This is a genomic window from Shewanella atlantica, assembly GCF_003966265.1.
In the GTDB taxonomy this organism is placed as follows: Bacteria; Pseudomonadota; Gammaproteobacteria; order Enterobacterales; family Shewanellaceae; genus Shewanella; species Shewanella atlantica.
Map to the genome: position 1 here is coordinate 1 of NZ_RXNV01000007.1, position 14890 is coordinate 14890.

9 protein-coding genes and 1 riboswitch are annotated in these 14890 nt (G+C 48.0%); of the genes, 4 read left to right on the forward strand and 5 right to left on the reverse strand.

Translation table 11 applies throughout. The annotated features are described in order from the left end of the window. Positions 1–201: 201 nt before the first annotated feature. The 5 genes from EKG39_RS15020 to EKG39_RS15040 all read right to left on the reverse strand — a co-directional run bounded on the left by EKG39_RS15020 (position 202) and on the right by EKG39_RS15040 (position 6610). Positions 202–708: a DUF4265 domain-containing protein gene (locus EKG39_RS15020; RefSeq protein ID WP_126506589.1), complete on the reverse strand. Its 507-nt coding sequence runs from the start codon at positions 706–708 to the stop codon at positions 202–204. A gap of 649 nt (positions 709–1357) precedes the next feature. After that, entirely contained in the window at positions 1358–2170 is an 813-nt protein-coding gene (locus EKG39_RS15025) for a PepSY-associated TM helix domain-containing protein (protein ID WP_126506591.1), read from the reverse strand. 87 nt (positions 2171–2257) lie between these two features. Continuing rightward, complete coding sequence (locus EKG39_RS15030; RefSeq protein WP_126506593.1) at positions 2258–2776, reverse strand: FMN-binding protein; 519 nt, start codon at positions 2774–2776, stop codon at positions 2258–2260. Positions 2777–2962: 186 nt separating this feature from the next. Next, positions 2963–4150 (reverse strand): porin, encoded by a 1188-nt coding sequence (locus tag EKG39_RS15035; RefSeq protein WP_126506595.1) that lies wholly within the window; start codon positions 4148–4150, stop codon positions 2963–2965. A 267-nt stretch (positions 4151–4417) separates the two neighbouring features. Beyond that, the gene (locus EKG39_RS15040; RefSeq protein ID WP_126506597.1) at positions 4418–6610 is read right to left on the reverse strand and encodes a TonB-dependent receptor family protein; all 2193 of its coding nucleotides are present in this window, start codon (positions 6608–6610) and stop codon (positions 4418–4420) included. A 351-nt stretch (positions 6611–6961) separates the two neighbouring features. On the opposite strand from EKG39_RS15040, the gene EKG39_RS15045 reads away from it, so the two are divergent. From EKG39_RS15045 to EKG39_RS15060, 4 genes are all read left to right on the forward strand, one after another. Next, positions 6962–7663: a DUF3581 domain-containing protein gene (locus tag EKG39_RS15045; RefSeq protein ID WP_126506599.1), complete on the forward strand. Its 702-nt coding sequence runs from the start codon at positions 6962–6964 to the stop codon at positions 7661–7663. A gap of 801 nt (positions 7664–8464) precedes the next feature. Next, positions 8465–8628: riboswitch (glycine riboswitch) on the forward strand. 159 nt (positions 8629–8787) lie between these two features. Continuing rightward, entirely contained in the window at positions 8788–10167 is a 1380-nt protein-coding gene (locus EKG39_RS15050; protein ID WP_126506601.1) for an alanine/glycine:cation symporter family protein, read from the forward strand. Positions 10168–10561: 394 nt separating this feature from the next. Next, entirely contained in the window at positions 10562–14236 is a 3675-nt protein-coding gene (locus tag EKG39_RS15055) for an ATP-binding protein (protein WP_126506603.1), read from the forward strand. Next, positions 14236–14889 (forward strand): condensin complex protein MksE, encoded by a 654-nt coding sequence (locus EKG39_RS15060; protein ID WP_126506605.1) that lies wholly within the window; start codon positions 14236–14238, stop codon positions 14887–14889. The genes EKG39_RS15055 and EKG39_RS15060 overlap by 1 nt, the downstream gene beginning before the upstream one ends. Position 14890 lies beyond the last annotated feature (1 nt).

The following is a 14890-nucleotide window of genomic DNA, read 5'->3' on the forward strand; positions in this document are numbered from 1 at the left end:
GAAAACCGACGAATATACTTGCTTCATCTGATGTATTAACTCATCTAACTATGAGTAATGGTGCTAAGCAAATGGCAGGGATCGCTATGTTTAACTTGACGTGGGGAGTCATACCAACGCCAATATAATGGGCGCGCGGCTTTTTGCGCGTCCAGCCAGCTTTGCTGGCGATCATTAATATTCTTGTTAGATGCGGCCTGACTAAAGCCACCAGTTAATCGGATTGTTTTGTGAATCATATACGTTGCCATACCACCATTCCGGTTCTTTCAATATTTTACAAGCGTTGGCTACAGATAACTCGATATCATTAAACCCGAATTTAACAGGGATAGTCCAAACAGCAACATGCTCAAGATTTCCATCACGGCGTGCGCCAATCTTAGTCAAAATGCTATCAATCTCCGGAAGTTTATCAACTATTCGAGATATATCAGATATCTTTACAGAAACATTTCCACCATATTCTATGACTTCGAATTCACCCGTTACCTGATCAGTTAAACGAATAACATCGCCCGCAGCAATGCCCTCAACGAATCCAGGCGAAAACAAAATTCGATATACATTGGACGATATTAACTTCACCTCTACAGGTTGAGTTCCACCTTCCGATCCTTCGACTATGAGATTAATGTGATTATTCATATTTGCATCTAACATTTGTATAGTGTGCATGCGCGTATATTTGGCAAAACGCGCATGCACATTTAATAAACCTATTATCTAAGCCTCGCTTTGGCAAAGCTATTGATTCATAGGCACTCTATCAGGGTGGCGAAGAAAAAACGAGCACGCTTAACCGAAAAGGTTTGCATTGATACAGAGGTCTTGCTGAAGGCAACCAGTTATTACTGTAAGTGGGTTAGTAAAGCTAGGTTAACTGACAGGAAATTTATCTAGGCTGCTTACCAAATGTAACTCTCTATGGGGCATTTTCTTGTTAGCAACTTAACCAAAAGAATCTCAATCGAAGAGAGAAAATACTCGGTGTAAGTGAGATCGAGGGCTTCGATTTCATGGCGAGGTTTCACAAGGTGAAACTCTTCGAGCGAGAGATAGGGATATCGAACTGGCTGTTAAACAGGGAGGTTGTTTGAAATCGCAGAGCGCCCAGGGATGACTCATTTGAAATCAAGAGCCAGCGTACCGAGAGATTACTTGCACGTAAGCCCGCAGCAAGCGATAGATGGCTGTTATGGTAAGACTTTTAAACACGCCACTAAATACCAGCATAGAAAATATAATCAGCCTTCATTCGAAGGTTAGTTCACTTTTATAGCAACAATGCACGCACCCACAAGTTGGCGATAGCTCGCAATGAAGCAGCAACCAACAAATAAAGGATAAAACGAATTTACTTTCGTTTTCTCTGTTTCTTAGGTTTCTGCTGTTGCCAGATATAGATCCCGGAGATGGCCATGATGATCAGTGCCAGTGCCACCAGATCCATAAACCAGAGGCCTAAGCTGCCGAAGAAGCGTCCGCTGTGAATATCGAGCAGGACGCGCTCCCAGGTGAGGTGGTGCGAGCGGGCTTGAAGCGTTATCGCCTCTCGTTCGTCTCTCACACTAATATCCATCTCTTCGCTATCCACAGTAAGCGGTGTGACCCAGGCGATAGGGACGAATGGCTGAGCCTGATTCCACTCGATAAGGTCATCGTCGGCCATATAGCTGCCGCTAGTTGTGTTTAACCAGACCTGCTCATCGAAGCCGATAGCCTCAATTCCTCTTGGCAGCCCGGTCGAGGCATCTTGTTTCTCTAGCAGTTCGCCCCCTTTCGAGAGCAGGTAGAGGTTGTTGCTGTCTACGGCTACCAGCATCCTGCCCAGAGATAACATACCCTTAATCGATGAATCGGCTTCGACGGCGAGTCGGTTGTCTATCCAGATAAGGTTATCTGAACTGGCAAGCTTAAGTGGCGATGTCTGGTAGATATCTATTTGAGAGGGGGGAGTGATGCCATAGTAGTCCAGCAACCAGTTCTGCTTTACATGGGCAGTATCGATCGATAGGTGGTTGCTATGGTTAATCAGCATGCCGCTCAGGGCCATCAACAAGATGAAGAGCGCGCTCAGGATCCCAAGGCTGCGATGCCAGGGGCGAAGCTGTTTGGTTATTTGAGTTGTGAGACTTTTCTTACGATGATGGTGATGCTTATGGATCATTTAATTATTCTTTTTATAATTCTTTTCTGAATTGCATCGCCGGCATATCGAGGGCTCAAGCTGTAAGGTTAGATACCTCTTCCGCTTTTACCCCTTAGTGACATGGTTATCCAACCACAGTGCAATGCGTGATAGCTTGGTCAGCGCCCTGACGGACAGTGTAGCACCGGTTATCCCGTCGATATGCTGATCGAGCTGAAGATCGTCCTTTAGTTTGGCCGATTTAAACTGATCAGTAAAGAAGTCATGCCTTACCTCATCGCCGCGGCTCTCCCGGTAGACGAGCACCTTAGTTTGGGCTATCTGTTGGTTTTTTATGTGAATACCGACTGTGATAAGCGACTCTTTACCTATCTCCTCTAATATCCAAACCGTTTCGCTTTCCTGCTGCCAATATCTCAGGCGCATCTTCTTGAACTTATGTGCCAATATCTGTTCGATAACTTCCTGTGCTTCATCGTCCAGCCAAAAGACTTTCGACTTTGGCGCCGGGGCATTAAATGCCTGACTGATAAAATCTTCAGATTGTTGATAAACGCCCTTTGCATGCGAATTAAAGCTTAGGGTCAGTGCTAGAAGGACAAGGAGAAAAGAGTTTAGCTTCATAAAGTGCTCGGGGCTCGGGTTTACGGGGGAGAGCGAATAAAAAGTTCATACACGCTATCACTATTAACAGAACCTGCTATCTATCAAAATCTATAGTCAAATAACCTAATCAGCTTGCTTAAATCTGCCAAGTTATTTGAGTATAGATGAGCGCCCACTAAGGACGCTCATAGTATCGGGCTCAGATTAGAACTGGTAACCTACACCCAGGTTGAAACCGTCTGCATCTTTAGCGCCGCCAACTTTCTCGTAGTCAGCCTTGAATACCACGTTTTCGTGCAACCAGTAGTTAATACCTACATTGGTTTGCTCAATTTTAGTGTCGTCGCTGTTGCCAGCTTCGTTGTCATATTCGTTATAACGTGCGAAAAGACCAAAGCTCTCGTTGAAGCGGTATGAAGGCTCGATGTACCAACCGTTTTGCTCATCACGACCTAAGGCTTCGGCTTCTTTGCCATCGATATCCCACTGTGCATAAAGGGCCTTAACTGTGAAACCCTGAATGCTGTAGATAGCGTGAGCCGTCAATAGTGTTGCAGATGCTGTGTCTACGCCGCCAGCACTTTGAGTGATATCGGCTTGGTATTGAGCGGTTGCAGCAAGCTCTAAACCTGGAACGCCTGTGTATTTTGCGCGCGCCGTGTAGGCTAGATCTGAAGCATTCGCTTTAGCGACTTTCTGGCGACCGCTACGTATGTTGTAGGCTTTACTGCCTTCAGTAGCCACTTCAAGACCACTCGTTACAGTACCATCAAAAGCCAGGCCTGGAGCGGCTTTAACATTAAGTGCCGCACCGGCTTCCCACCAAGTTGCAGGAAGAATGTTCTTTTCAACAGGGTTACGCTCGACGCCGTAGAAAGTTGGTGGCTCGTGGGTTTCGTTGATGATACCGACAGGCATCAGGAACAGACCCGCCTTACCGGTAAACATCTCGTTGAAGTCATGCTCGATATAGGCTTGCTCAAGCTCTACTTCACCTGGCTTACCATCACCTGAAAGTGAGTGTTCAAGCTCAACTTCAGAGAAGAAACGTGTTTTTTCGGTGAACTCATGGCCGAAGAACAATACGAAGCGGTGGAAATCGATCGCTTTCTTATCGCTGCCAGACTTGTTATCGGTAATGTTGTTGTAGTGAAGTTCACCATAACCACCGATAGTTGTTGCGCTTTTAGACTCTGCTACCTCTTCTACTACATCGGCAGTCTTCTCAACACGAGATTCAGTGGCTTCGAGACGACGTTCAAGATCTTGTAGCACCTTTTGCTGCTGTTCGATCACTTTACGAAGTTCTTGAGTCTCTTGTGAAGCAAATGCAGTTTGGCTGGCGAAAAGGCCAACGAGTGCGGTTGCTATCAGCGTCTTTTTCATCATCATTCTGTTCCCTGTTGTTATGTAAGGGTTATTTAATTTGGAGCGATTCTAACAATTGAGTTCGATAATGCAAACTATTATCATTTGGTTTCTTGATAAAGATCAACAAATGTAAAGATGAGGTAAATCGCTTTGATACTTGTTCGTGTTGGTGTTAGGTGGTTTATCTATTTGTTTATTAGCGGTAATTTGTGTTTGGCAATAAAAAAGGTGAGCCGAGGCTCACCTTTTTAAAAGATTTAAAAAATTTATCTGTTTTTTAATTCTATGCTAGAACTTGTACGAATATCCAACAGTTACCGTCATTGGTTTACCCGCTGAGCTTGAACCGTGGATCTTAGTCGCGACATACTCTTCATCGAACAGGTTCTCAGCCGTCAGGTAAACTTCCTGGGCTTCGGATATAAAATAGCGTCCCGAAAGATCGACTATAGTTTTGGCTTCAATAAGCTCATCGCTTGGGATGCTACCTTCACCGGCCTCTGTACGGATATCATCTGTGTAGCGTGCCGCTAAGGTCAGCTCCCAGTTGTCACCTGCAACACCTGCCGAGGCAAATAGGATATTTTCAGCAAGGTAAGGTAGTGCGTAGCCCTTCTCAACATCCCCCCAAAAATCAGATTCGAAGCTATTACCAAACTCTGAGCTCGTGTAGGTGTAAGCCAGTTTGACCGGGAAGTTGATCTGACCGCCAGTATTGAAGTTATAAGCCAGACTAAGCTCCAAACCTTTAATGTCCACTTCACCTGCGTTGTACTGATCACCAATATTTTCATCATTACAACCAGCGAACTCAGTGCAGTCACCGTGCATATTGCTGTAGTCACTGTAGAAGAATATCGCTTCAGAAGTTAGCTCACCACTGTTGTAACGGGCACCGGCTTCATAGTTCCAGCTCTCCTCCTCTTCGCCTTGGCTATTACCTGGCGATGCAGGTGAGAAACCTTTCTGAACGCCGGCAAGCACAAGCAGGGAATCGTTAACCTGGTATGTGGCTGACAGCGAAGGCATGAACGCCGAGAAGCTATTGTCTTTTATCTTACCTGCTTCTCCGTTACGTCCAGGGTTCTCTTTACCCCAGTCGCGGCGCTTGGTGGTGACATCTTCGTAGCGCACACCTGCGGTGATATTAAAGTCACCGAAGTTAATCTTATCTTGCAGATAAAGTGCTAACGCTTCGGCGCTGTCGATACGGTTAGAGTCGGTGCCAGGAGTGCCAGCTTCGGACATCAGCATCACCTGGTTCGCTCCCATAGTGTAAGTATCAACCCACTGGAACCTGTCCATCTCATCTTCGTGGTAGCGAGCGCCGAAGGCAATCTCATGGCTATCTAAATACCAGTTAAGTTCAGTTTGAATGCCTTGGGATAGGTAGGCACGGTTGTTAGCTTTGACATCGACCTCAAGATCACCAGATGTGGGATCTTTATCGAAATCAGCAGCAATCCGGGTACCATCTCCACTGATTTTTTCACCGTTAACCTTGTTGGTCTTGTACCAGTTACGCTTAAAGTCGTTATGGTAAACCGTAGTTCCTAAGGTAACGTTGTCGCTAAAGTCGATGATATGGTTGATCTGCAGCTGCTTGTGCTCGGTATTCATCACATCTTTTTGTGATGCCGAGTAACGGCTATAGGGGTTAGCAGCAAAGTCTTCATCGGTGAGGCCCATATAGGTCTCGTTTGATGCTTCATCTGAATACTTAAGCTTAAATTCCAGTACCTGATCGTATTTGGCATCTTTGGCTGAGCGTACGCTGAACTTGGCCATGGCGTCGTTCTTCTTAAAGCCGGTGTCACCGCCTACGCCATTGATATCTTTAAAGCCATCGGCCTGATAGCGGTAGAAGTCGACAACACCACCGACACGCTCGCCTTGTCCACCCACATAGCCATGCAGTTTTCCGAAGCCATCTTGGCCAGCTGCCAGGTCAATCTTACCTGCTAGCTCTTCCTCGGGAATTTGACGAGATAGCATGTTGATCACGCCGCCAGTTGTACGGGGACCATACTTAACCGTTGAGCTACCTTTGAGGATCTCAACTGACTCCATGCGTCCAGAAGTCGGGAAGTAGTAGGCTGCAGAAGAAGCATAAGGGGCAGGGGCTGCAATAACGCCATCTTCCATGATGGTGACCTTTTCAGAGCGGTTTTGCCCCGTACCACGCATACCGATATTTGGGCGAAGACCGTAACCATCCTCCTCCTGAATATAGACACCCGGAACCGATGAAAGAGTGCGCATAATATCTGTGTATTTAAAAGTCTCGAGCTGCGCCTCGGTGATCTGATGCCCACTACCCGGAACCGTGTTGAGCGGGTTTCGCTTGCCAAAAATACTGATCTGCTCCATAGGGCCAGCATGTTCAGCGCCTTGAACCTCCTGAGCGAATGATGAGGTTGACAGTGCAGTAAGCAGTGCCGTGGAAACTAGACTGAGTGACAAGACTTTAGGGTGGGGCATAGGATCTCCGTTACGCAATTAATACCAAAGGTAAAACAATTCAAGTCAACCTACTAAATACTGTTAATAAGACTGATTATCATTTGTATGCGCATCTTAGGCTCGCTTCATTAAAATTAACTTAAGCTCAGCTTTCTTTACAATTGTTAACTCTTAAAGGCTGGTAAATTAGTATTTGGCCTGAAAATAATCAGGCGATTTTTTCAACACTTATATCGGTGCTGGTATCGGTGCTGGTATCGGTGCTGGCTTCGGCGCTAATTGTGGCAGCTAAGTCATCGGGTGAGTGTTTTGGGGATTTTGATATAAAATGTGCGGCTATTTTATGCTTCAACAATTATTTGAGTGACTATGTTCCTAACTCCATATTATAAAAAAGAAAATCAATCGGTCTCAATTCTCCCATCTCAGGCGAGTGACTTTGCAAAAATCGTGGCTCAGGATTTTAATCCTATCCATGATGAAGGTGCCAAGCGTTTCTGTGTGCCCGGCGACCTGCTATTTTCTTTGGTGTTAGGGGAGTATGGGTTAAGTCAGAAGATGAGCTTTACCTTCGCCGGCATGGTGGGAGATGGAGTGAAGTTGGAGTTCCCCGAGTCTGTCGGCGAGAGTTTTGACGTTCATGATGATAAAGATAAGCACTACCTGAGTGTTGAGCGACATGGCGATGTGAGAAGTTGTGAAGCTCAGATTGAGTCCTTTATCCGTAGTTATGTTGCTTTTTCCGGATTGAACTTTATTCATGTGCTTGTGCCTATGATGGAACAACATCAGGTGATGATAAATCCGGCGCGGCCACTGGTTATCTACGAGAGCATGTCTTTCGACCTCAATACACTCGATTTTACACAGGTAACCCTTTCATTGGTTGAACAGGAACTTATCGTCGACGGTAAGCGAGGTAATGTCACCCTGAAGTTTGAGTTACACAGTGGCGATACCTTAGTGGGCACGGGAGTGAAAACCTTGGTCATGAGTGGCCTGCGTCCCTATGAGGCAGATAAAGTGCAAGGTATGTGCGATACTTATGAAGGCCGCAGAACCAGCTTCTAAAGCTTGAACAGTTTTAGTGTTTGCAGGCAGGCTCTGAGTTTTCAGCAGCCTGCCCGAATACCAATATTTAGCGTCATCTTGGGTGTGCTAGTTTATTGTCTGAATGAGTTGATTTTGTCATTCTGAACTCACTCTTTGTAAAGAGCTGAATTCAGACCATGCATCTAAAGCCTTTATCTCATGGCTCGAAACGTTTAAAGATTCGCGGCTAAAGCCGCTCCTACATAAAAGAACCTTAGCCTTTCCGGTTATTCTGGACTCATTCTTTGTAAAGAGCTGGAGCCTGGCCATGTATCGAAAGCCTCTATCTCATGGCTCGAAACGTTTAAAGATTCGCGGCTAAAGCCGCTCCTACATAAAAGAACCTTAGCCCTTCCCGTCATTCTGGACTCACTCTTTGTAAAGAGCTGGAGCCTGGCCATGTATCTAAAGCCTTTATCTCATGGCTCGAAACGTTTAAAGATTCGCGGCTAAAGCCGCTCCTACATAAAAGAACTCTGGTCCCTTCCTCGCCCCTGGAACCTAGCATCTTCCTTTTTTGTCCAAAAAAAGCACATCTGTCGAATCTAAGCTAAAAGTGTGATCTAACCTGCTTGAGCAATGTTCGAGATTGCTGCATCCTGTGCAACCTGCCAAATCTATCGCGATTATTCACAATAGATTCGGCAATCCGTTCGGATGAAGGTAGCAGGAGAGTGGGGAATTGCCCCCACACCGACGAGGCAACTTGGTTTAACGCTTTAGTTCGTTTAAGCCAAATACTCTTTCAGGTGCCAATTGTGATTGGCGTGGACTGTTACTGGACGAGCCTCTGGAGAGATCGTAAACAAGTATTCAAATCAGGATAACTGTATTGCGGCGCCGAAGGCGAAAGTGTCAAAGTGAACTCGTTCACTTACCAATAGCCAAACCACAGGTTTGGGTATAGACGCGAAACGCTCAGGCAAAAGGACAGAGGAGAGGATGACTGCACAGTCCCTGTCGTTTGTCGTCGTGGGCTATTTTTACCGTTTGGCTCCCTTGCCCGGTGAATTTGGCTTGCTATTGCGTCCGACGTGTCGCTCAACAGCCATTTCTTTTCCTCCTCCGTTTATTAATTAAGTAGTTTAATACACGAGGAATGTATGAATTTTCAACTCTTAATCGCCGATCTGCTGGCCAACATTAATGCCATCGTTTGGGGACCTGTCACCTTATGCCTGCTGGTCGGTACGGGACTCTATCTCACGGTGAGACTCAAGCTTATCCAGGTATTTCGTCTGCCATTAGCGATGAAATTACTGTTTAAACCCGCTACAGGTAAGGGAGACCTCTCCTCTTTTGCCGCCCTTTGTACAGCGCTCTCTGCCACAATAGGTACCGGAAATATTGTCGGTGTCGCCACCGCTATTAAGATTGGCGGTCCCGGCGCCCTGTTTTGGATGTGGCTGGCGGCCTTCTTCGGCATGGCCACTAAGTATGCCGAGTGTATGTTGGCGGTAAAATATCGCACCACAGATGCACGGGGACAGATCGCCGGTGGCCCTATGTATTATATTGAGCGTGGTCTGGGACTGGGCTGGTTGGCTAAACTGTTCGCTGTGTTTGGTGTTGGTGTCGCGTTTTTCGGTATCGGAACCTTTGCTCAGGTCAACGCTATCAGCGATGCTATGACGATAGCCTTCCATGTACCGACTTGGGTTACTGCTCTGGTATTAACTGTGCTTGTGGCTGCGGTCACCTTGGGTGGGGTTAAGCGTATTGCCAATGTGGCACAGAGGTTAGTGCCGACCATGGCGCTGGGTTATGTGCTTGCCTGCGTGTGGATCTTAGTCGCTTTTTCAGAGCAAATTCTGCCGGCATTCGGATTAATTATCGAGTCAGCCTTTACCCCTATCTCTGCCGCCGGTGGCTTCCTCGGCGCGACGGTAGCACAGGCGCTGCAAATCGGTATTGCCCGTGGCGTATTCTCAAATGAAGCGGGACTGGGCAGTGCGCCGATTGCCGCCGCTGCAGCCAAGACCAATGAGCCTGTAGAGCAAGGCTTGGTCAGTATGACGGGCACATTCTTCGATACCATTATCATCTGTACCATGACCGGACTGGTGTTGATAATAACCGGAGTGTGGAGCGGTGAAACTGCGGGTGCAGCCATGACCAGTGCGGCTTTTGCCAGCGGTGGCTCGGCATTGGTCGGACAGTATTTAGTGACTGTCGCCCTGGTCTGTTTTGCCTTTACCACTATTTTAGGTTGGCACTATTACGGTGAGCGTTGTTGGTACTATCTGATGGGAGACAGAGGCTTACGTCTTTATCAGGGACTGTTCCTTGGCCTTATTGCCGTGGGTGCCTTCATACAACTGGATATGATCTGGTTGCTTGCCGATACCGTTAATGGCTTGATGGCGATCCCTAACCTTATTGCGATCGTTGGCTTACGTCATATTATCCATGCAGAAACAGTACGTTACTTTTCCAAGCGTGACAGTAAGCTTGTGGATAATGCCGAAGTTATGCCTGGCTAAGGTTACATGTAATGAAGGTGCGAATAATTTTAAGTTCGCACCTTCAATTTAATTGACCATATTGCTCAGGTTAATCCCGCTTGCCTTGTGGCTTTCTCTGCCCTATCTCTTCGCTCTGAACCTGACTGTCAGCCTCTTTTTCGATTGCTCTTTCCTTGAACGTCATTTTGATGCAAATTAGCGTATGATCCCGCTTTTAAACTTCACTGATAATAGCCAGCGTGCACGTGATTGCGCTCGCTGCCGCTTTGATCTATTTTAGTGTCTCTGAAAAGAGAGACTGGTTAACCCCAAGGTTGACGAAAAGTGCGCAGAACCGATCCCGGCTCTGTGTCTGTGATGCTCTATTGCCTGCTTTTGCCTCAAAAGAGGCGCTGTTTGGATAAGGAAAGAAATGCCAAGCTTGAATCGAATTGTGCTTATCGATACGCACCTACCCGGCGTAGTGGAACTCGCCCTCGACGGCCACACCAATATCTGTGGTACTAACGCCTCAGGAAAGACCACGCTGCAGCGTTTGGTCCCGGTTTTTTATGGTGAGTATCCAAGTCGAGTCGTGCCCTCTACCCGAGATAGCTTCGAGCGTTGGTACCTGCCTCACGATTCTAGTTTTATCATCTATGAGTATAGGCGCGATGACGGCCTGTTAAATCAAGCGGTTCTGGCCTCTGCCGGTGATGGTAAAGGGGTTAATTATCGTTTCATCGCCAAGGGCTTCGAGCTTGAAGATTATGTAAAGTCAAAAAATGGCGACACTGTGCTTTGCCACACCATGGCTGAGCTGGGCCGGGAGATGAAACGTGCCGGCGTCGCGGTGACTAACCTGCTTAATACCCGGGAATTTCGCGCCATTATTCAAAACGATCGCGCGTTGTTGAGCACCGGTAGTAATCGAACCGAGCTTCGTACCTATGCGCGGCAGTTCTCACTATGTGAATCCGAGCATTCACTGCGCCATATCGAAAAGTTAGCCAAGGCGGTGCACTCGAAAGAGGGCAAGATGGAGACGATAAAGTCGATGATCGCCGCCATCCTGGAAGAGGATGGGGTTAACCCACCCAGCTCTCGCCTGAATCCTCAGCGGGTCGAGGCCTGGATCAGAGACAGCCAGCTTATTCAGGGATTCGAGCAGATCCGTCCGGAATTTGAAAAGCTTGAGCAGGAGTTTAATCAACTCTTGAGCGCCGAGCTGCGACTTTCGAGTCTTAAGCGTGGTTACAGTAAAGATGAAACCAGCGAGGTGGAGCGCCAGGAGCATAATCAGGATCTCTCTAAAGCCCTCAATGGCGAGTTAAGGCAGCTCGATGATGAGTGGAAAGAGCAGCGAGATGAGCTCAGCTTAGATCTGTCGGCGGCTAAGGGTGATGTCGCAAAATGTGAATATGAATTAGATGCGATAGAGGATCAGCACGGTGCCTTTCTCGATGCCGATATCGAACAGGCCAAACTGGACTTAGAACAGCTGCCCAACTGGCGTGGCAGTCTGGAGAACTTAACCGAGCGCCATAAGCTGCAGACTGAGAAGCATCAGGATATCGAAGCGGCATACAATGCCCGCCGCAGTAAGATTGGTGAGGGGCTCAACAGAGAACTGGAAAACCTGCATCAGTCTCAAGATAAGCAGCGCGAAGCCAGAGACAAACAGCGTGAGAAGGGGCGAGGCGAGCTGGAGGCCCTCGACGGTCAATGGCGCGAACTGATGGACAATGGCCGTGAAAAGTTCCATCAAGAGGAGTACCAACTTAAGTTATCGACAGCCGAACTCAAGGTGCGCGTCGATAGCGTGACCTATACCGAAGAGGAAAAGTTGGCATTGGCCGTGTTCGATGAGCGGATCACCCGCGCCGATGAAGAGCAGGAAGTATGCAATGCCAAGGTCGACAGACTAACCGTTGAGGAGCGTAAGCTTCGTGCCAAGCGGGACCAGGCCAATGAGAGTCTGCGTCTGGCCGGTATTCGCGTGACAGAGCGCCAGAGTGAACTCGACGAGCTACACCACATCCTGTTTCCTCAATCTCATACTCTGCTTGAGTTTTTACGCAAAGAAGCCGATGGCTGGGAGAACAGCTTAGGTAAAGTTATTAACCCTGAGTTGTTACATCGTAGTGACCTGCATCCGGCCATGCTTAGTGATAATTTAGAGGCGTTCTACGGAATTCACCTGGATCTGAAGGCTATCGAGTCGCCGGAATATGCGGCTTCGGAGCAAGAGCTGCGTATTAGCCATGCTAAGGCCGAAGAGGCGTTACTCAGCGCCAAAGAGTTGCAGGCCGAGGCCGAAGACAGCCTGGTCGCCATCAATACTGAATTGGATGGATTGACCCGGGAATTGACCTTTGCCCGTACCGCATATAAGAACAGTCGTGACGATCTGCGTCGTCTGTTTGATGAGAAGCGCGCCGAGCAAGATAAGATCAATAAAGCACTCAAGGAGCGAAAAGCCGAAGCGCAGAAGAAGCTTAGTCATTTAGATAGTGATATCAAGCAGTTGAAGCATCAGCACCTGGCATGGCTCGAAGAGCAGAAAGAGCAGGCGCTGGAAGCCAGAATGGAGAAAAATGCCTACTGGCAGGAGGTCGTCGGTGCGTTAGACACTCAGCTGGAGCAGACAAAGGAAAATATTCAACACAGGCGCAGTCACGCTAAGAGCGAGCTCAAGGCCTGTGAGCAATGGTATAAGAGCGAGCTTAAATCCCGCGGTGTCGATGAAGATAAAATCCTGGCTCTTAAGCAGGAGATCCGGGGGCTGGAGTCGAGTATAGGTAAGGCCGAGCAGCGTCGTAACGAGGTACTCAGATATGAAGATTGGTATCAGCATACCTGGTTAATGCGTAAGCCTAAGTTACAAACTGAGCTGAGCACAGTTAAACATGCGACTTCAGAGCTTGAGCAGCAACTCAAGTCTAAAGCCAATGAGGTTAAAGCTAAAAGACTGGAGCTCGATGGTCAGCGTAAGCGCTCCGATGCCATACAGGTAGAGGCTTCGGAGAACTTAACTAAGCTGCGTAGTGTGATGCGTAAGCTTAGTGAGCTTAAATTGCCGGCCAATAATGATGATGCTCAGGGTGGCCTGACCGAACGTCTGCGTCAGGGTGAAGAGCAGCTGCTGAAAAGAGACAGCTTGTTAGGCTCGGTTAAGCAGTATGTGGAGCATTTCGACTCGGTTATTGCCAGCAAGTCTGGCTCGAGTCTATCTGAGACCTGGGAGCGGGCTCGTGAAGAGTCGAGCTTTGTGAACGATAAAGGGATCCGTCTGCTGGATTATCGCAAGCTGGTCCCTCAACTCGAGCAGTTACTCAATGTGATGGTGCCGCAATCGATTATGGCGCTGCGTGAGCAGGGGCGAATTTTTGGTGTCGATCTCACCGCATTTTACGATGTACTGGCCGATATTGACCGCCGCATCGCCTCGCAAAGTGCGCGGATCACTCGTGAAGTGGGTGAAGAGCTGTTCCTAGATGGGGTATCCGAGTCTGCAGTTAAGATCCGCTCACGGATCAGCGAGCTTGAATTCTGGCCTGAGCTTGAGGAATTTGTTAAAGCCTTCCGTCAATGGAAAGCCGACGGGTTCAGCGAACTTCCCGATGAAAACTACACCAATAGCATGCGCCGGGCCCTGGATATTATCGGCCGCGCTGCACTCTCAGGTGGTATTGCTAAACTGCTCGAGATTGAGTTGAGGCTCAAAGAGGGCAACAGCGATCTGGTGATCCGCACCGATCGTCAGCTCAATGAGTCTTCCAGTCACGGTATGGCGTATTTGATCTTGTGTAAGTTCCTGCTGGCATTTACCCGTCTGCTTCGTGGCCGTTCGGATGTCACCATTCATTGGCCTATCGATGAGCTCGGCACCTTGCATCATGGCAATGTGAAAAAGATATTCGATGCCTGTGAAAACAACAATATTTCCGTTTTGGGGGCCTTCCCTAACCCTGAGTCTGAGGTACTTAACTTGTTTGCTAACCGATATATCATCAATAAACAGACCAGAAAACTTCAGGTGGTGAAGCCTCAGGCTAACCCTATCGCAGATAAGCTCAATAAACGATTCGCAAGGGAGGCGGTGTAATGAGTGAGATGACAGAAACCGCAATCGTCGGAACGGGCGCCATCATAGAACGTTTGCTTAAGGGGGAGTTTATCTGTCGTACGACCGATGAAGAAGCCTGGCGTTCACTGAAAAATTCAGCCACAAAAGAGCGGGTCGAAACTTATCTGAACCAGATAAACCGGACTATCGGTTCGGCGGGGGAGGGTGAGGTGTTCTTCTGTGGTTATCTGCAACTTGGAGACAGAGAGCGTAAAGTGATCTCTTCTCAGTTCAGGGATATCTGTAATGCACTCATTCCGCTGGTCGAGTGGCTGGTGCTGGTACAGGAGTCCAGTGGACAAGATGCCCCGCTTTCTGAGGGAGCCGCGGTACGTTTAACTGAGCTGCAAACCCGCATAGAAGACACGCCGGCATTTCGGGAGCAGCTGGCTAAGATCAGCCATTACCGCTTGTTTGGCTCGACCAGTAGCAATGTCGATGCCCAGATTAAATTGGTGTTCAAACGTCTGGTCGAGTTGGGCTATCTTACGCGCCCCAATACCGAGAAGCAGATCTTTATTGCCACCGGCAAGTTAGATTATCTCTATGAGGTTATCCGTTTTATCGATGAAACCGAAGGGCTGAGCCTGGAAGCACAGGCTGAGACCGCGACCCAAAGGGATCTGGTTTAAG

Bases quoted from the DNA above. Each gene is read 5' to 3' on its own strand.
- EKG39_RS15050 (WP_126506601.1), top strand. From the start codon at position 8,788: ATGAATTTTCAACTCTTAATCGCCGATCTGCTGGCCAACATTAATGCC.
- EKG39_RS15025 (WP_126506591.1), bottom strand. From the start codon at position 2,170: ATGATCCATAAGCATCACCATCATCGTAAGAAAAGTCTCACAACTCAA.
- EKG39_RS15060 (WP_126506605.1), top strand. From the start codon at position 14,236: ATGAGTGAGATGACAGAAACCGCAATCGTCGGAACGGGCGCCATCATA.
- EKG39_RS15030 (WP_126506593.1), bottom strand. From the start codon at position 2,776: ATGAAGCTAAACTCTTTTCTCCTTGTCCTTCTAGCACTGACCCTAAGC.
- EKG39_RS15045 (WP_126506599.1), top strand. From the start codon at position 6,962: ATGTTCCTAACTCCATATTATAAAAAAGAAAATCAATCGGTCTCAATT.
- EKG39_RS15055 (WP_126506603.1), top strand. From the start codon at position 10,562: ATGCCAAGCTTGAATCGAATTGTGCTTATCGATACGCACCTACCCGGC.
- EKG39_RS15040 (WP_126506597.1), bottom strand. From the start codon at position 6,610: ATGCCCCACCCTAAAGTCTTGTCACTCAGTCTAGTTTCCACGGCACTG.
- EKG39_RS15035 (WP_126506595.1), bottom strand. From the start codon at position 4,150: ATGATGATGAAAAAGACGCTGATAGCAACCGCACTCGTTGGCCTTTTC.